Below are 16589 nucleotides of genomic sequence, written 5' to 3'. Positions count from 1 at the left end.
GGGCCCAATTACTCAAAGAAAGCTCAAATTCCGAGCAGGGGCGGGAGACCGGCGCGGTAGTGGTCGGTCGAAAATTCCTTACGAGGTACGGCTGTTGGCCGGTGCGGAGCCCGCGGGCCACGCCCCCGGGGCTCCGCGGAGGCGGGCCGCTCAGAGGACGCGCTCGCCGCGCTGCCAGACCGCCGTCACCAGGGGGACGCCCGGGCGGTAGGCGAGGTGGACGTGGGAGGGGGCGTCCAGGAGGGTCAGGTCGGCGCGGGCGCCGGGGGTGAGGCGGCCGATGTCGGTGCGGCGGAGGGCGGCGGCGCCGCCGGCCGTGGCGGACCAGACGGCCTCGTCGGGGGTCATGCCCATGTCGCGGACCGCGAGCGCGATGCAGAACGGCATGGAGGACGTGAACGAGGAGCCCGGGTTGCAGTCGGTGGAGAGGGCCACGGTGACCCCGGCGTCGAGGAGGCGGCGGGCGTCCGGCCACTCGGCGCGGGTGGAGAACTCGGCGCCGGGCAGGAGCGTGGCGACGGTGCGGCCGGCGGCGAGGGCGTCCACGTCGGCCTGGGTGAGGTGCGTGCAGTGGTCGGCCGACGCCGCGTCCAGTTCGACGGCGAGCAGGACGCCGGGGCCGTACGAGAGCTGGTTGGCGTGGATGCGCGGGTGGAGGCCGCGCGCCTTGCCGGCCGTGAGGATCGCGCGGGCCTGGTCGCCGTCGAAGGCGCCCTTCTCGCAGAACACGTCGATCCAGCGGGCGTGCGGGGCGCAGGCGTCGAGCATCTCGCCGGTGACCAGGGCGACGTAGGAGGCCGGGTCACCGGCGAAGTCGGGGGAGACGATGTGCGCGCCGAGGTAGGTGACCTCGTCGGTGTGGCGGGCGGCGATCCGCAGCGCGCGGGACTCGTCCTCGACGGTGAGGCCGTAGCCGGACTTGGTCTCGAAGGTGGTGGTGCCCTGGCGCAGCGCCTCGCGCAGGTAGCGGGTGACGTTGGCTTCGAGGGCCTCGTCGGTGGCGGCGCGGGTCGCGGCGACGGTGGTGCGGATGCCGCCGGCGGCGTACGGCTGCCCGGACATCCGGGCGTTGAACTCGGCGGTGCGGTCGCCCGCGAAGACGAGGTGGGAGTGGGAGTCGACGAAGCCGGGGACGACGGCCCGGCCGTCCGCGTCGACCTGGTTGTCAGTGGCGGGTGCTTTGCTTGATTCACCGATCCAGACCACGCGGTCGCCGTCGATGACGACGGCCGCGTCCCGGATCAGGCCGAGGGGGGATCCATCACCGAGAAGGGGGTCGTTGGTGACCAGGCTGGCGATGTTGGTGATGACGGTGGCCGTCGCCGCGACCGCGCTGTTCGCGGTCGCGGGGGCGGCAGTCGCCGGGGGGTTGTTCGTCGTGTCGGGGCCGCTGTTCATGCTGTTCATGGTCAGGGGTGTCTCCTTCAGCGGTGCAGCGCGGCGATCGAGTCCGTCAGGGCCCGGGGCACATCGTGGACCAGGGCGTGGGCCCCGTCCCGTACGACATGACGGCCGCCCACGACCGTGTGGCGCACGTCCGCTGCCGACGCGGCGAATACCGCTGTCTCAGCTGCCAGACGCGGTACCGGTCCCGCTGTCCTGACGGTGTCGAGGGCGATCGTCGTGAAGTCGGCGAGTGCCCCGGTCTCGAGGCGGCCGGCGTCGGGCCATCCGAGGGCGGCGTGCCCTTCGGCGGTGGCGGCGTGGAGCAGCGCGGCGGCCGTCCAGTGGCCGCGGGTGCGGGAGCGGAGGCGCTCGTCGAGCTCCATCGCCCGCGCCTCCTCCAGGAGGTCGATGACCGCGTGGCTGTCGCTGCCCAGGGACAGGGGCGATCCGGCCCGCTGGAGGGCGCCGGCCGGGCCGATGCCGTCGGCGAGGTCGCGTTCCGTCGTGGGGCACATGCAGGTGCCGGTGCCGGTCCCACCGAGCAGGGCGATGTCCTCGTCGGTGAGGTGGGTGTTGTGGACGCCCGTGGTGCGGGGGCCGAGCACGCCGTGGTCGGCGAGCAGCCGGGTCGGGGTGCAGCCGTGGGCGGCCAGGCAGGCGTCGTTCTCCGCGGTCTGCTCGGAGAGGTGGACGTGGAGCGGGGCCCCGCGGTCGGCGGCCCACCGGGCGACCGTGGAGAGCTGGTCGGCGGGGACGGCGCGTACGGAGTGGATGGCCGCGCCGATGCGGACGCCGTCCCGGTCCTTGAGGAAGGAGGCCCGCTCGGCCCACGCGTCCGCCGTGCCGTCGGAGAAGCGCTGCTGGTGCCGGTCGGGGGCGGCGCCGAAGCCGGAGGAGAGGTAGGCCGTGTCGAGCAGGGTGATGCGGATGCCCGCCTCGCCGGCCGCCGCGATCAGCGCCTCGCCCATGGCGTTGGGGTCGGCGTACGGGGTCCCTCCGGGCGCGTGGTGGAGGTAGTGGAACTCGCCGACGACCGTGATGCCGGCCAGTGCCATCTCCGCGTACACGGCGCGGGCCAGTGCGAAGTAGCTGTCGGGCGTGAGGCGGGAGGCGACCTGGTACATGACCTCGCGCCAGGTCCAGAAGGTGCCGGAGCCGACCTGGACGGTGCCGCGCAGCGCCCGGTGGAAGGCGTGGCTGTGGGCGTTGGCCAGGCCGGGGAGGGTCAGGCCGCGCAGGGTGACGGCGCCGGGCGGCGGGGTGTCGGTGCCGGTGCGTACGGCGGTGAGGCGGCCGTCGGTCACCTCGAGGGTGACGCCCGGCTCGACGTGGGTGCCGAGCCAGGCGTGTTCGCACCAGTAGGTCAGCGGCACGCCAGTCCCTCCAGTACGTCGGCGAGGGCGAGGACGCCGGCCACGCAGTCGTCCTCGGCCGCGTGTTCGGCCGGGGAGTGGGAGATGCCCGTGGGGTTGCGGACGAACAGCATGGCGGTGGGGACGGACTCGGACAGGATGCCGGCGTCGTGTCCGGCTCCGGTGCCGAGGACCGGGACCCGGCCGCCGAGGATCTTGGCGAGTTCGTCCCGGAGGGCGTGCTCGAACTCGACGACGGGGGTGAAGGACTCGCGGACGACCGTGAGGTCGACGCCCTGGCGGGCGGCGGCCTCGTGGGCGGCCGCCTCGATGCCCGAGACCACCGTGTCGAGCGTGGCCTGGTCGGCCGCGCGGGAGTCGAGCCAGCCGCGTACGAGGGAGGGGATGGCGTTGACGCCGTTGGGTTCGACCGCGATCTTGCCGAAGGTGGCGACGGCGCCGGCCAGCTCGGCCTCGCGGCGGGCCGCCAGGACGGTCTCGGCGTACGTGAGCATCGGGTCGCGCCGGTCGGCGAGCCGGGTGGTGCCGGCGTGGTTGGCCTCGCCGTGGAAGTCGTACCGCCAGCGGCCGTGCGGCCAGATCGCGGAGGCGATGCCGACCGCGTCGCCGGTCAGGTCGAGGGCGCGGCCCTGCTCGACGTGGAGTTCGACGAACGCGCCGATCCGGGCGAGGCGTCCGGGGTCGGGGCCGATGGCCTCCGGGTCGTATCCGGCGGCCTCCATGGCCTGCGGGAGGGTGATGCCGTCGGCGTCGCGCAGCGCGTACGCGGCCTCCTTCGTCAGCCGGCCGGCCGTGAGGCGGGAACCGACGCAGGCGAGGCCGAAGCGGGCGCCTTCCTCGTCGCCGAAGTTGGTGATGGCCACCGGGCGGCGGAACTGGGCGCCTCTGCGGCGGAGTTCGTCGAGCGCGGCGAAGGAGGAGACGACGCCCAGCGGGCCGTCGAAGGCGCCGCCGTCGGGGACGGAGTCGAGGTGGGAGCCGGTGACGACGGCGTCCTCGCCGAGGGGGTCGCCGAGCCAGGCCCACTGGTTGCCGTTGTGGTCGGTCTCGTAGGTGAGTCCGCGGGCCTCGGCCTGCTCCTGGAACCAGGTGCGGCAGTCGGCGTCGGCGCCGGTCCAGGCGTGGCGGCGGTAGCCGCCGCTCGCGGCGTGGCGACCGATGGGGGCGAGGTCGGCCCACATGGTGTGGAAGGAGGGGGGTCGCCCGCCGGGGGGCGGGGTGGTGCCCGCCCCCGGCGTCACGGTGGGGGCGGGGCCGTCGGTGGTGCCGGTCATGCTCCGTCGCCCTCCCGCATGGGGACGCGGACGCCACGCTCGTCGGCGATCTCGTCGGCGCGGTCGTAACCGGCGTCGACGTGGCGGATGACGCCCATGCCCGGGTCGTTGGTGAGGACGCGGCGGATCTTCTCGCCGGCGAGCGGGGTGCCGTCGGCGACGGTGACCTGGCCGGCGTGGATGGAGCGGCCCATGCCGACGCCGCCGCCGTGGTGGATGGAGACCCAGGAGGCGCCGGAGGCGACGTTCACCATGGCGTTGAGGAGCGGCCAGTCGGCGATGGCGTCGGAGCCGTCCAGCATGGCCTCGGTCTCCCGGTAGGGGGAGGCGACGGAGCCACAGTCGAGGTGGTCGCGGCCGATGGCGAGGGGGGCGGACAGCTCGCCGGCGGCCACCATGTCGTTGAAGCGCTCGCCGGCGCGGTCGCGTTCGCCGTAACCCAGCCAGCAGATGCGGGCGGGCAGGCCCTGGAAGTGGACGCGTTCGCCGGCCATCTTGATCCAGCGGGCCAGCGACTCGTTCTCGGGGAAGAGGTCGAGGATGGCCTTGTCGGTCTTGTGGATGTCGGCGGCGTCGCCGGACAGGGCGGCCCAGCGGAAGGGGCCCTTGCCCTCGCAGAACAGGGGGCGGATGTAGGCGGGGACGAAGCCGGGGAAGGCGAACGCCCGGTCGTAGCCGGCGAGCCGGGCCTCGCCGCGGATGGAGTTGCCGTAGTCGAAGACCTCGGCGCCCGCGTCCATGAAGCCGACCATGGCTTCGACGTGCCGGGCCATGGACTCGCGGGCGCGGGTGGTGAACCCGGCCGGGTCCTTGGCCGCGTAGGCGGCCATGTCGTCGAAGTCGACGCCGACCGGCAGGTAGGAGAGCGGGTCGTGGGCGGAGGTCTGGTCGGTGACGATGTCGACGGGGGCGCCCTCGGCGAGCATGCGGGGCAGCAGTTCGGCGGCGTTGCCGAGGAGGCCGATGGAGAGCGGGCGGCGGGCGTCGCGCGCCTCGACGGCGAGCTGGAGGGCGTGCTCCAGGGAGTCGGCCCGCACGTCGAGGTAGCGGTGCTCGATGCGGCGCTCGATGGCGCGCGGGTCGCAGTCGATGCAGATGGCGACGCCGTCGTTCATGGTGACGGCGAGCGGCTGGGCGCCGCCCATGCCGCCGAGGCCGGCGGTGAGGGTGATCGTCCCGGCGAGGGTGCCGCCGAACTTCTTGGCGGCGACGGCGGCGAAGGTCTCGTAGGTGCCCTGGAGGATGCCCTGGGTGCCGATGTAGATCCACGACCCGGCGGTCATCTGGCCGTACATGGTCAGGCCGAGCTGCTCCAGGCGCCGGAACTCCTCCCAGTTGGCCCAGTCGCCGACCAGGTTGGAGTTGGCGATGAGGACGCGGGGCGCCCATTCGTGGGTCTGCATGACGCCGACGGGGCGGCCGGACTGGACGAGCATCGTCTCGTCCTGCTTGAGCGTCCGCAGCGTGCGGACCATCGCGTCGAAGGAGCGCCAGTCGCGGGCGGCCTTGCCGGTGCCGCCGTAGACGACGAGCTTGTCGGGGTGCTCGGCGACCTCGGGGTCGAGGTTGTTCTGCAGCATCCGCAGGGCGGCCTCCTGCTGCCATCCCAGGGCGCTCAGTTCCGTACCGCGCGGGGCCCGTACGGGGCGGGGTCCTGACATGGGGATGCCTCCTCGGTCGCAGATGGACGGCTGCGGTTGCAGAATCAGTTATTCACATCTTGTCTTGATGAATAGATGTAGTCAACGGCTGCGGTGCGCGGCACCGGATGATTGGCTGGGGAACATGCGGAACATGGCCCCGGACCGTCGCGATCGAGCCGTACGGGCAGCGGTCGACCAAGCCCTCCTCACCCCGGCCGCCCCGGTCGCCGCCCTCCTCGACGTCTCCGGGGTGCGCGCCTCCGCCGCGGCCCTGCGCGCCGCCTTCGCGGCCGTGACCGACGCGCCCGTCCTGCACGCCTTCGCCGTCAAGGCCTCCCCCCTGGTCCCGGTCCTGCGCCTGCTGCACGAGGAGGGGCTCGGCGCCGAGGTCGCCAGCCCCGGCGAGCTGGCCCTGGCCCGCGCGGCGGGCGTCACGGCGGACCGGATCGTCCTGGACTCCCCCGCCAAGACCCCGGCCGAGCTGCGGGAGGCCCTGGACCTCGGCATCGCCGTCAACGCCGACAACCCGCAGGAGCTGGCCCGGCTCGACGCCCTCGTCCGGGAGGCGCCCACCCGCTCCCCGCTCGGGCTGCGCGTCAACCCGCAGATCGGCGGCGGCGCCATCGACGCCCTGTCCACCGCCACGGCCACCTCCAAGTTCGGCATCGCCCTGCGCGACGAGGGCGCGCGCGCCGGTGTCGTACGGGCGTACCTCGACCGGCCCTGGCTGACCCGGCTGCACACCCACTCCGGCTCGCAGGGGCTGCCGCTGTCCCTCCTCGTCACCGGCGTCCGGGAGGTGTACGAACTGGCCGAGGAGATCAACGCGGCCGCCGGGTGCCGCCGCGTCGACACCATCGACATCGGCGGCGGCCTGCCGGTGAACTTCACCTCCGACGAGGAGACGCCGACGTACGCCGAGTACGCCGCGCTGCTCGCCCGCGAGGTGCCGGGGCTGTTCGACGGGCGCTACGGCCTGGTCACGGAGTTCGGCCGGTCGCTGCTGGCCAAGCACGGCACGGTCCTCGCCCGCGTCGAGTACACCAAGACGTCCGGATCCCGTCCCATCGCCGTCACGCACGCGGGCGTGCAGGTCGCCACCAGGACCGTGTACGACCCCGTCTCCTGGCCGCTGCGGATCACCGTGTACGACGCCGGGGGACGGCCCAGGACGGGCGGCCCGTTCGTCGAGCAGGACGTGGCGGGACCGGCCTGCTTCGCCGGTGACCTGCTCGCCGTGCAGCGCGCGCTGCCGCGCATCGGACCGGGCGACATCGTGGCCGCGCTGGACACCGGGGCGTACTACTTCGCCCACCACTACGCGTACAACTCCCTCACCCGGCCGGGGGTGTACGGCTACGTCACGGGGGAGGACGGGGCCGTCCGCTTCGCGACCGTGCGCCCGCCGCAGACCGTCGCCGAGATCGTCGCGGAGGGAGGCGGCGGCCACGCGGACGCGCTGCTCGCGCGGTGACGGGAATCCCGCCGCGGCCGGAGGGCAGAACCTTCCCATGACCACCACCGAACAGGCCGTGGGCGCCCACGAGGAGCCGGCCCTCAAACGGGTCATCGGACCGAAACTGCTCATCCTCTTCGTCATCGGCGACATCCTGGGCACCGGCATCTACGCCACCACCGGCAAGGTGGCGGGCAAGGTCGGGGGCGCCCTCTGGCTCCCCTTCCTCATCGGCTTCGCCGTCGCGATCCTGACGGCTGCGTCGTACGTCGAACTCGTCGGCAAGTACCCCAAGGCGGCCGGCGCCGCCCTGTACACCCAGAAGGCGTTCAAGGTCCCCTTCCTGACCTTCATCGTCGCCTTCATGGTCATGTGCTCGGGACTGTCCTCGGCGAGCGCGGCGGCCCGCGCCTTCAGCGGCGACTACCTCACCGAGTTCACCCGGGGCGCGGTGCCGCCCACCCTGGTCGCGATCCTCTTCCTCCTCGCCCTCGCCGCGCTCAACCTGCGGGGCGTGTCGGAGTCCGTGAAGACCAACGTCGTCCTCACCCTGGTGGAGCTGACCGGCCTGGCGGTCATCCTCGCCGTCGGCGCGTGGGCGGTGCTCACGGGCGGCGGGGAGCCCTCCCGGCTCGGCGAGTTCCAGGCGACCGGCACCGGGTACGCCCTCCTCACCAGCGTGCTGGGGGCCACCGCGCTCGGCTTCTTCGCGTTCGTCGGCTTCGAGGACTCCGTCAACATGGCCGAGGAGACGCGCGACCCGGTCCGCACCTTCCCGCGGGCGATCTTCACCGGCGTCGTGGTCACCGGCACCGTCTACGTGCTGGTGGCGCTGATCTCGTCGCTCCTGGTCGACCACCGCACCCTGGAGCAGTCCAGCGGACCGCTCCTGGAGGTCGTCAAGGCCGGCGGCCTCGACTTCCCGCCCAAGGCGTTCGCGCTGATCGCCCTGTTCGCCGTCACCAACTCGGCGCTCATCAACATCATGATGGCCTCGCGGCTCTGCTACGGCATGGCCAACGAGCGCATCCTGCCCCGCGCCATGGGCCGCGTCCTGCCGAAGCGCCGCACTCCGGTGGTCGGCATCGTCTTCGTGTCCCTTCTGGCCATCGGCCTGGTGACGACCGGTGAGATCGAGGGCCTCGGCGACACGACGGCCTTCCTGCTGCTGTGCGTCTTCGCCGTGGTCAACATCGCGGTCCTGGTACTGCGCCGCGACCCGGTCGATCACCCGCACTTCCGTACGCCGACGGTGCTGCCGGTCCTCGGCGCGATCACCGCGCTCGTCCTCGCGAGCCCCCTCGCCGACCGGGACGCGGACGTGTACATCCGGGCCGGTGTGCTGGTCGCCATCGGTGTGGCGCTGTGGGCGCTCAACAGGGTGGTGATGCGGGCGCGCGGAGAAGCGTAAACCGGCGACCCTACCCCCTCACGGGCACGTTCCTTCGGAAAATGCCAGAACTCCCACCAGGGGGGCGAACGTTGCGTAGCGTCGTCGTCACAGCCTTGATGCGCAACGGGGAACTGGGAGGGGAGCCCGCGTGCCCGGAATCGACGAGTGCCTGCGCGAAGTGATGAGCCTGCCGGGCGCGCTGGGTGCGGCACTCGTCGACTGGACCAGTGGGCTCGCACTCGGCACGGCCGGCCGGTCACCGGTGGGTGACCACGAGACGACGGCGGCGGAGACGGCGGAGCTCGCCCGGGCCGCCGCGGAGTACGAGTCGTTCGCCCCCGACGCGGCACCGGCGGCCCTGCCCCCGGCACCGGGCCCCGCGGCCGACCCGGCCGGCGGCCCCCCGCCCGACGCGGGGACGGTCGTGGCGGGCGGGGCCGGGAGCCTCGTACCCGGGGCGGTCGCGGGCTCCCGCCTCATACCCCGCGCGGGTGCCGGGGTCGGCGCGGGCTCCGGCCTCATACCCGACCTGACACCGGTACCGGCCCCCGGTCTGACGGCGCGGCCCGCGCACGGTTCCGCGGCCCCGGAGACGCGCGGCCGGCCGGGCGGCGCACCCGCCGGGACGCACGCCGCGGGCCCGCCCGCCCCGTCGCCGCAGGGCGCAGTGCCCACGGGCTCCCCGGCCTCCACGGCCGCCGCGGCGCTCCCCGCGCCCGGGACGCTGCCGGTCGGCGTGGACCCCAAGGCGCCGCCCGTCGAGGACGTCATCGTGACCACCCGTACCGGCTACCACGTCCTGCGGTTCGTCGAGACGACCTTCGACAGCAGCGTCTTCCTGCACCTGTGGCTGGACCGCTCCACCGGCAACCTGGCGCTGGCCCGGCTGCGCATGCGCGAACTGGCCGAGCGGCTGGTGCTGGTATGAGCACGCGGACCGCCCAGGCGGTGGTGTCGCCGATGCTGCTGCGGCTGGCCAAGGAGCGGGCCACCGGGGCACTGGTACGGGACCACGGGACGCTGTACCTGGTCGACGGGCGGGTCGCCCACGCGGAGAGCCCGGTCGCGCCCGGCCCGGACGTCCTGCTGTCGGCGGGCGGCCGGCAGCCGCGGCAGGGCCGGGTGTCGGCCGGCGAGCTGGAGATATGCCACCTGGGCGCCCTGTTCGACGCGGCGTTCTTCGCCCTCGCCCCCGGGCGCGGCCCGGCCCGCTTCCAGTACGGCACCCTCCACGGCACCCACGCCGCGCGCGCGGCCCGCCCCGTACCGGCGATCGACATCGAGCGGGAGACGCTGCGCCGCCGGGAACTGCTCGACCACGTGTGGCCCTACCCGGCGGTCGACGCCGCGCCGGTCGTGCCCCGGACCGCCGCTCCCGGCCAGACGGTCACCCCCCGCCAGCGCGCCCTGCTGGCCCAGGCCGACGGTCACCGCACGCCCGCACAACTCGCCTGGGCACTGGGCCGGCCGGCGTTCCACATCCTGCTGGAGATCAGGCGGCTGGCCGCGGCCGGGCTCGTGACGACGCCGCCGGAACCGGCCGTGCCCGACCCGGTCCCGCACGAGTCGCACGCGTACGCGCACCCCTGCGCCCAGCCGTACGCGCATCCGTACGCACGCGAGCCGATCCCCTACGACGGCCTTCCGTACGAGTCCGCCCCCTACGACCCCGCTGGCTTCGCATCCGAACCGGACATCGCCCTGCTCCGCCGGCTCCGTGACGCCCTGGAGGCCCATCTGTGACCGCCCGTACGCCCGGGACGCGCTCATGAGGCGCGCCTTGCGACAGCGCGCCGAGAGAAGCGAGAGGAGTGGAAGGAGTGAGAGGAGACAGTTGATGACGGCGGCCGAAGCCGAGGTGCTCGGCGAGCTCAGGCGCCTGCGGGCCCGGATCCCCCAGGTGACCGGGGCGCTCGCGGCCAGCACCGACGGCCTGGTCCTGGCCCGTGACACGGCGGACGCCGACGCCGCCGAGGGTGTCGCCGCCCTCACGGCGGCCGCGCTCGGCGTCGCGCTGCGGCTCACCGACGCCACCGGGCAGGGCGGTTTCCGCGAGCTGCTGGTCCGCGGCGAGCACGGCTACGTCGCGACGTACGCGGCGGGCGGCTCCGCCGTGCTGACGCTCCTCGCCGAGCCCCGCATCAACGTGGGCCGGCTCCACCTGGAAGCCCGCCGGTCCAGCGCCCGCATCGGCGAACTGGTCGACGGCGCCCTGCACCGGCGTACCCCGCAGAGCGAGCCGCGACCGGCGCCGGCGCCGTCCACGACGGCCGCGTCCCTGCCCACCCGACAAGCCATCCCGCCCCTGCCGTCCCACAAACCGAAGGAAGCGTGACACCCCATGGCCAACACCGAAACCGCCCTCAAGGAAGCCACCACCGTCATCGACGGTGCCCTGGGCGCCGCTCTCGTCGACTACAGCAGCGGCATGGCGCTCGGCACCATCGGCGGCGGCAAGGACCTGGACCTGACGGTCGCCGCCGCCGGCAACACCGACGTGGTGCGCGCCAAGGTGCGCACGATGGAGATGCTCGGGCTGAAGGAGGAGATCGAGGACATCCTCATCACCCTGGGCACGCAGTACCACCTGATCCGGCTCCTCAAGAGCCGGGGCTCCAACGGCCTGTTCCTCTACCTGGCGCTGGACAAGCAGCGGGCGAATCTGGCGATGGCCCGCCACCAGCTGAGGAAGATCGAGGCCGAGCTGGACGTCTGACGCGGGATCAGCGGCGCCGCGCCCCGCCCGGCGCGGCGTCGCCCGCCGCGACACCCGTCGACCGGTACGCCTCGACGGGCCCGCCGGCCGGCCCCTTGGCGAGCCGGTCGACGCGCACCCAGTACAGGGTCTCCCGGTCACGTTCCCGGCGCCCCAGCCACCGGGCCTTCAGCCACAGCCCGGCCCCCGCGCCGGCCAGGCAGAGCCCGCCCGCGCCCGGCACCGCGAAGGAGGAGGCCAGCGCGGCGACGAACGCGCCCGCCAGCCACCAACGGTGGGTGCGCCGCCGGAGCCGCACGGTCACAGCGCGGTCCTGGAGGAAGTCCCCCCGGGCCGCCCGGACGGCCCCCTCGGCCAGCAGCGTGTAGCGCCCGCGCCGCGCCAGGACCACCGCGGCGGCGGTCACCAGGAACAGCGCGGCGCCGGCCCACAGCCCGACGCGCCGCCCGGTGAGCCCCGCCGGCCACGCCCCGGCGCCGGCGGCCACGAGCCCCGCCCACCACAAGGGCGCGGCATTCGCCCGTACGACCACGGCGACCCGCGCCAGCGCGGCGGCCCGCCGCGCTCCCCCTGCCTTCTTCGGGGGGACCCCCATGTCCGCCTCCTCGTCCGCATGACCGATGGGTGCGGCGGGAGGGTAACTCCCGTTCCTTAACGTCTTCTGAGAGCGCCCGGCCGCGCGCGACGGCGTCCGCGCCCCCCGGCCGCGAAGGGCGGCAGGAGGGCGCGGAGACGGTCGGGCAGGAGGCCCGGGGGCCTTTCCCGGTGTCCGGCGGGGCCCGGTTACTTCGGGTCGCGGTTGAAGACGGACTTCGACCAGAAGTAGCCGAGGACGGTGAGGGCGAGGCACCAGGCGACCGCGATCCATCCGTTGTGGCCGATCTCGGTGCCCAGCAGCAGTCCGCGGAGGGTCTCGATGGCCGGGGTGAAGGGCTGGTACCGGGCGAAGGGCTGGAACCAGCCCGGCATGGCGTCGACCGGGACGAACGCGCTGGAGATCAGCGGCAGGATGACCAGCGGCAGCGCGTTGTTGCTGGCCGCCTCGGCGTTGGGGCTGACCATGCCCATGCCGACCGCGATCCAGGTCAGGGCCAGGGCGACCAGGGCCATCAGCCCGAACGCCGCCAGCCACTCCAGGGCGGTGGCGTCGGTGGCCCGGAACCCGATGGCCACCGCCACCGCGCCGACGAGGGTGACGCTGGCGACCGACTGCAGCACGCTGCCGGTGACGTGTCCGACGAGCACGGAGCCGCGGTGGATGGCCATCGTGCGGAACCGGGCGATGATGCCCTCGGTCATGTCGTTGGAGACCGACACCGCGGTCCCGACCACGGTGCCCCCGATCGTCATCATCAGGATGCCGGGCACCACGTAGGCGATGTAGGCGGCGCGGTCGGCTGCGCCGCCCATGCCCGCGCTCATCACGTCGCCGAAGACGTAGACGAACAGCAGCAGCATGATGATCGGGGTCAGCAGGAGGTTGAGGGTCAGGGACGGGTAGCGGCGCGCGTGCAGGAGGTTGCGGCGCAGCATCGTGGAGGAGTCGCGCAGGGCGAGGGACAGGGAGCTCATCGGAGCGTCTCCTTGGGCTGGTCGGTGCCGCCGGTCAGGGCGAAGAACACGTCGTCGAGGTCGGGGGTGTGGACGGTCAGTTCGTCGGCCTCGATGTCGGCCGCGTCCAGCCGGTCGAGGACCGAACGCAGGTCGCGCTGGCTGCCGTCGCTGGCGATCCGGAGCACCAGTGCCTCGTCGTCGGCGGTGGCCGCGGGCAGAGCGGCGGCCGCGCCGCGGTAGGCGGAGGGGTCGGCGAAGCGGAGCCTGACGTGGCCGCCGGGGATCATCCGCTTCAGCTGCTCGGCGGTGCCCTCGGCCGCGATCCGGCCGTCGTTGAGGACGGCGATGCGGTCGGCGAGCTGGTCGGCCTCCTCCAGGTACTGGGTGGTGAGGAAGACGGTGACGCCGCCGGTGACCAGTTCGCGGATGATCTGCCACATGTTGTGGCGCGACCGCGGGTCCAGACCGGTGGTCGGTTCGTCGAGGAAGATGATCCGCGGGCCGCCGACCAGCGTCATGGCGATGTCGAGGCGGCGCTTCATGCCGCCGGAGTACGTGGAGGCCGGCTTCTTCGCCGCGTCGACGAGGTCGAACCGCTCCAGCAGCTCCGCCGCGGTACGGCGGCCCTCCCGCTTGGAGAGGTGGTGCAGGTCCGCCATCAGCAGCATGTTCTCCTCGCCGGTGATCAGCCCGTCGACGGCCGAGAACTGTCCCGTCACCCCGATCGCGGCGCGCACCCCGTCCGGCGACGTGGTGATGTCGTGGCCCGCCACCTGCGCCTGGCCGCCGTCGGCGGAGATGAGGGTGGACAGGATCTTCACGGCGGTGGTCTTGCCGGCGCCGTTCGGCCCGAGCAGCGCGAACACGGATCCGGCCGGGATGTGCAGGTCGACGCCGTCGAGCACGGTCTTGTCGCCGTAGGACTTGCGCAGGCCGATGGCGGAGACGGCGGGGGGCGCCTGCGGACCGCTTCCCTGCTTGGACGTGGACATGACAGACGAAGGCATGGAGCCCTCCTGTTCGAGGGGTGATGGAGTGACGGGGGTGGGGGTGACGCGGCTGAGGTGCGCGGTGGCGCCGGAACGGGACCGGGCGCGGGGCGCGCGGAAGGCGTGCGGTGGTGCGGGGGGGCGGTGCGGGCAGGGGGCCCGGTGCGGGGGCCCGCGGGAGGTCAGACCCGGGCGCGGCGGACGTCGATGTTGCCGTACCGGGTGCGGGCGCGGACCTTGACGGTGTCCTCGACCTCCCCGGGGGCCCCGGACGCGGTGAGGGTGTTGCGCACCTGGCCGGAACCGGAGCTGACGTCGAGCCAGGCGGCCACGCCCTCGCGGACGCCGACCTCGATCGCGCCGTACGAGGTCTCCAGCTGGACCGTGCCGCGCGCCACTTCCCCGACGCGCAGGGTGCCGTGCGCGGTCGTGGCCGTCACCGAGTCCTCGGCGCGCCGGATCTCGATGTCACCGTTGGCGCCGCTCACCCGCAGTTCGCCGGTCGCGGCCCCGACGGTCGTGGTGCCGTGCGTGTTCTTCAGGACGACGGGGCCGTCCACCACGCCGACGCGCAGACTGCCGGAGCTGGTGGTGATCTCGGCCGGACCCTCGACCCGGTCCACGGTGATCGACCCGTGCGCCGCGGTCAGGTTCAGCGGGCCGGTCGTGTCGAACCGCACGTCGCCGGACGAGGTCTTCACCCGGACCTCGCCGAGCCGGCCCTCGCCGAGCACCTGGGCCCAGGCGCCGGTCACCTCCAGGCGGGAGCCGGCGGGGAGTTCGACGGTGACGTCGACCGTGCCGGTGCGGCCGAGGCCGAGCAGCGGGCCCTTGGGCGTTCTGACCGTCAGGGCGCCGTTGGCGTACGCGACCTCGGTCTGGCCCGTCGCCCGCACGTCCTGGTCCCGCTTGGGGTCGCGGGGCCGCACCTCGACGACGGTGTCGGGGCGGTCGCCCGCCGTGAACTGGATGGAACCGGCCTCCACATGGGCGGTGACCGAGATCGGTGCGGGAGTGTCGAAAGAAGGCATGGCTGTCCCGTCCTCTTGGGTCTACAGGGCGTCCCCGCTGGTGGGACGTGGTGTGAGGTGAAGTGGATGGGGCGGGCGCGGTCAGCGCACCCAGCCCGTGAAGCTCTGTCCGTGGGTCTGGGTCTTCTCCGCGGTACGGGGCCGGGCACCGCCCTCGACGGCGGACGCCACCGCGCGCACCAGCCACGCGTTGACCGACAGGCCCTCGCGGCCCGCGGCCTCCTCGGCACGCGCCTTGAGGTGGGCCGGCAGGCGCAGGTTGACCCGGGCGGTGCCGCCCTCCTCGCCCTCGGCGGGGACCGGGCTCCCGAGCGGCTCGACCCGGGCGGACGGTTCCGCCGTGGCACCACTGTCGGAGGGCGGTGGCGTCACCACGAAGTCGGGGTCGAGGCCGCGCAGCCGTACGTCGACCGAGCCGGGGGCGAGTTCGCGGGTGATCTCGGCCATGGCGGCGGAGAGCACGTTCAGCATGGTCAGCCGGGTCGCGGACTCCAGCGGAGCGGTGAGGCGCTCGGCCAGCGCGCGGGCTTCGTCGCCGCCGGCCTCGGCGGCCACCGCGAGTTCGCGGCGGAGGGTGTCGACGTAGGGGGTGAGGTCCATGACGTCATCATGGCACCACTATGGCGCCACGCGCAACCACCTATGGCGCCGCCGATGCCACTCCGACCGGCCACACGGCGGTGACCTGCGACAACGCTGGGAAATCCGTCCGCTCCGGGGTGGCGCCACCCGTATGACCGAGCCCGGCGGCACGGTTCCTGGTGCCGCGATGGCGCCATGTGGCGCCACCTGGCACCAAGGGGACGTCGCGTGGCGCCACCCGTGTCCGGCGGCACCCGCGTACCGCTACTCCACGAACAGGCCCCGCGCGGCCGCGGCCGTGTCGAACTGCTCCAGCCGCGCCTGCGCGTCCGGCAGCCCGTCGCACATCGCCTCCAGCAGCACCCGCCCCAGCAGCATCGGCGCGCACGCCGTGTCGAAGGCGAGACCGGTGCCGACCGCCGCCGGGATCAGCAGGTCGCTGTGCTTGGCCACCGGGGCGAACGCGGAGTCGGCGACCGTGACGACGGTCAGCCCCGCGTCGCGCGCGTACGCGAGGGCGTCCACGACCTCCCGGGGGTGCCGGGGCAGCGCGAAGCACAGCAGCACGGTCGCGCCCGCGCGCACGGCGGCGTCGATCCGGTCGGTGAGCATCGTGCCGCCCTCGTCGAGCAGCCGTACGTCCGGATGCACCTTGGCGGCGAAGTACGCGAAGCCCCGCGCCTGCGAGGAGGCGGCGCGCAGCCCCAGCACCGGCAGCGGCCGGGAGGAGGCGAGCAGGCGCCCGGCACGCTCCACCGGCTCGGGGTCGGCGAGCAGTTCGGCGAGGTGCCTCAGGTTCTCGATCTCGCCGAGCACCGCCTGCTGGTACTCGTTGTACGCGGACTCGTCCCGCGCCCCGGCGGCCGGCTCGGCGGGGGCCACCTCACGCAGGTGCTTGCGCAGCGCCGGGTAGCCGTCGAACCCGAGCGCCACGGCGAAGCGCGTCACGGACGGCTGGCTGACGCCGGCCAGTTCGGCCAGCTCCACGCTCGACAGGAACGGTACGTCGGCGGCGCGCCGCACCATCGAGTGGGCGATCCGGCGCTGCGTGGGCGTCAGCCGGTGCCCCTCGAAGAGCGCCTGCAACCGTGCGGCAGGGCTGTCGCTCATCCCGTCCCCCTCGTTCCCGACCTGGATATTCAGTCATCCATGACTCTGCATGACGATATGCAGCCGGGCAAGCGGCAGCGGT

General features: G+C 73.8%; 15 protein-coding genes and 1 pseudogene. 6 read left to right on the top strand and 10 right to left on the bottom strand.

Translation table 11 applies throughout. The features are described from left to right. Positions 1–150 precede the first annotated feature (150 nt). From hutI to hutU, 4 genes are read right to left on the bottom strand one after another with little or no spacing between them, the layout of a single operon-like run. On the bottom strand, positions 151–1398 hold the full coding sequence (hutI, locus tag A4V12_RS33715) for an imidazolonepropionase (RefSeq protein WP_107415576.1): 1248 nt from the start codon (positions 1396–1398) through the stop codon (positions 151–153). A gap of 26 nt (positions 1399–1424) precedes the next feature. Beyond that, positions 1425–2759, bottom strand: a complete 1335-nt coding sequence (locus tag A4V12_RS33710) for a formimidoylglutamate deiminase (protein ID WP_064073302.1) — start codon at positions 2757–2759, stop codon at positions 1425–1427. Next, a complete protein-coding gene (locus A4V12_RS33705; protein WP_079137568.1) occupies positions 2750–4033 on the bottom strand; it encodes an allantoate amidohydrolase in 1284 nt (427 codons plus the stop codon). The genes A4V12_RS33710 and A4V12_RS33705 overlap by 10 nt, the downstream gene beginning before the upstream one ends. Next, positions 4030–5694 (bottom strand): urocanate hydratase, encoded by a 1665-nt coding sequence (gene hutU / locus A4V12_RS33700; RefSeq protein WP_064073301.1) that lies wholly within the window; start codon positions 5692–5694, stop codon positions 4030–4032. Before hutU ends, A4V12_RS33705 begins: the two co-directional genes overlap by 4 nt. Positions 5695–5827: 133 nt before the next feature. On the opposite strand from hutU, the gene A4V12_RS33695 reads away from it, so the two are divergent. The 6 genes and pseudogenes from A4V12_RS33695 (at position 5828) to A4V12_RS33665 (ending at position 11241) form a co-directional block, all read left to right on the top strand. Next, the gene (locus A4V12_RS33695) at positions 5828–7150 is read left to right on the top strand and encodes a diaminopimelate decarboxylase (RefSeq protein WP_423564098.1); all 1323 of its coding nucleotides are present in this window, start codon (positions 5828–5830) and stop codon (positions 7148–7150) included. A 37-nt stretch (positions 7151–7187) separates the two neighbouring features. Beyond that, positions 7188–8543, top strand: a complete 1356-nt coding sequence (locus tag A4V12_RS33690; protein ID WP_064073299.1) for an APC family permease — start codon at positions 7188–7190, stop codon at positions 8541–8543. A 724-nt stretch (positions 8544–9267) separates the two neighbouring features. Beyond that, positions 9268–9453, top strand: a pseudogene (locus A4V12_RS40070) (hypothetical protein); the annotation flags it as partial. Continuing rightward, entirely contained in the window at positions 9450–10268 is an 819-nt protein-coding gene (locus tag A4V12_RS33675; protein ID WP_064073298.1) for a hypothetical protein, read from the top strand. The pseudogene A4V12_RS40070 and the gene A4V12_RS33675, both read left to right, overlap by 4 nt. Positions 10269–10362: 94 nt before the next feature. Continuing rightward, a complete protein-coding gene (locus A4V12_RS33670; protein ID WP_064073297.1) occupies positions 10363–10860 on the top strand; it encodes a roadblock/LC7 domain-containing protein in 498 nt (165 codons plus the stop codon). Positions 10861–10866: 6 nt separating this feature from the next. Next, complete coding sequence (locus A4V12_RS33665) at positions 10867–11241, top strand: hypothetical protein (RefSeq protein ID WP_064073296.1); 375 nt, start codon at positions 10867–10869, stop codon at positions 11239–11241. A gap of 7 nt (positions 11242–11248) precedes the next feature. Here A4V12_RS33665 and A4V12_RS33660 read toward each other — a convergent pair whose 3' ends face one another. The 6 genes from A4V12_RS33660 to A4V12_RS33635 all read right to left on the bottom strand — a co-directional run bounded on the left by A4V12_RS33660 (position 11249) and on the right by A4V12_RS33635 (position 16507). After that, the gene (locus A4V12_RS33660) at positions 11249–11836 is read right to left on the bottom strand and encodes a hypothetical protein (protein WP_064073295.1); all 588 of its coding nucleotides are present in this window, start codon (positions 11834–11836) and stop codon (positions 11249–11251) included. 188 nt (positions 11837–12024) lie between these two features. Beyond that, on the bottom strand, positions 12025–12813 hold the full coding sequence (locus A4V12_RS33655) for an ABC transporter permease (protein ID WP_064073294.1): 789 nt from the start codon (positions 12811–12813) through the stop codon (positions 12025–12027). Continuing rightward, positions 12810–13802, bottom strand: coding sequence for an ATP-binding cassette domain-containing protein (locus tag A4V12_RS33650; protein WP_234372438.1), 993 nt, complete (start codon positions 13800–13802; stop codon positions 12810–12812). The genes A4V12_RS33655 and A4V12_RS33650 overlap by 4 nt, the downstream gene beginning before the upstream one ends. A 164-nt stretch (positions 13803–13966) precedes the next feature. Continuing rightward, on the bottom strand, positions 13967–14815 hold the full coding sequence (locus tag A4V12_RS33645; RefSeq protein WP_064073292.1) for a DUF4097 family beta strand repeat-containing protein: 849 nt from the start codon (positions 14813–14815) through the stop codon (positions 13967–13969). A gap of 81 nt (positions 14816–14896) precedes the next feature. Then, on the bottom strand, positions 14897–15415 hold the full coding sequence (locus A4V12_RS33640) for a hypothetical protein (protein ID WP_064073291.1): 519 nt from the start codon (positions 15413–15415) through the stop codon (positions 14897–14899). A 246-nt stretch (positions 15416–15661) separates the two neighbouring features. Continuing rightward, positions 15662–16507 (bottom strand): MurR/RpiR family transcriptional regulator, encoded by an 846-nt coding sequence (locus A4V12_RS33635; protein ID WP_064073290.1) that lies wholly within the window; start codon positions 16505–16507, stop codon positions 15662–15664. Between the last annotated feature and the right edge of the window lie 82 nt (positions 16508–16589).

Source organism: Streptomyces noursei (assembly GCF_001646665.1).
Lineage (GTDB): Bacteria > Actinomycetota > Actinomycetes > Streptomycetales > Streptomycetaceae > Streptomyces > Streptomyces lavendulocolor.
Note: the sequence above shows the minus strand (reverse complement) of the source record. Positions and strands in the feature narration are given on the sequence as shown.

Bases quoted from the DNA above. Each gene is read 5' to 3' on its own strand.
- hutI (WP_107415576.1), bottom strand. From the start codon at position 1,398: ATGAACAGCGGCCCCGACACGACGAACAACCCCCCGGCGACTGCCGCC.
- A4V12_RS33705 (WP_079137568.1), bottom strand. From the start codon at position 4,033: ATGACCGGCACCACCGACGGCCCCGCCCCCACCGTGACGCCGGGGGCG.
- hutU (WP_064073301.1), bottom strand. From the start codon at position 5,694: ATGTCAGGACCCCGCCCCGTACGGGCCCCGCGCGGTACGGAACTGAGC.
- A4V12_RS33695 (WP_423564098.1), top strand. From the start codon at position 5,828: ATGGCCCCGGACCGTCGCGATCGAGCCGTACGGGCAGCGGTCGACCAA.
- A4V12_RS33690 (WP_064073299.1), top strand. From the start codon at position 7,188: ATGACCACCACCGAACAGGCCGTGGGCGCCCACGAGGAGCCGGCCCTC.
- A4V12_RS33675 (WP_064073298.1), top strand. From the start codon at position 9,450: ATGAGCACGCGGACCGCCCAGGCGGTGGTGTCGCCGATGCTGCTGCGG.
- A4V12_RS33670 (WP_064073297.1), top strand. From the start codon at position 10,363: ATGACGGCGGCCGAAGCCGAGGTGCTCGGCGAGCTCAGGCGCCTGCGG.
- A4V12_RS33665 (WP_064073296.1), top strand. From the start codon at position 10,867: ATGGCCAACACCGAAACCGCCCTCAAGGAAGCCACCACCGTCATCGAC.
- A4V12_RS33660 (WP_064073295.1), bottom strand. From the start codon at position 11,836: ATGGGGGTCCCCCCGAAGAAGGCAGGGGGAGCGCGGCGGGCCGCCGCG.
- A4V12_RS33655 (WP_064073294.1), bottom strand. From the start codon at position 12,813: ATGAGCTCCCTGTCCCTCGCCCTGCGCGACTCCTCCACGATGCTGCGC.
- A4V12_RS33650 (WP_234372438.1), bottom strand. From the start codon at position 13,802: ATGCCTTCGTCTGTCATGTCCACGTCCAAGCAGGGAAGCGGTCCGCAG.
- A4V12_RS33645 (WP_064073292.1), bottom strand. From the start codon at position 14,815: ATGCCTTCTTTCGACACTCCCGCACCGATCTCGGTCACCGCCCATGTG.
- A4V12_RS33640 (WP_064073291.1), bottom strand. From the start codon at position 15,415: ATGGACCTCACCCCCTACGTCGACACCCTCCGCCGCGAACTCGCGGTG.
- A4V12_RS33635 (WP_064073290.1), bottom strand. From the start codon at position 16,507: ATGAGCGACAGCCCTGCCGCACGGTTGCAGGCGCTCTTCGAGGGGCAC.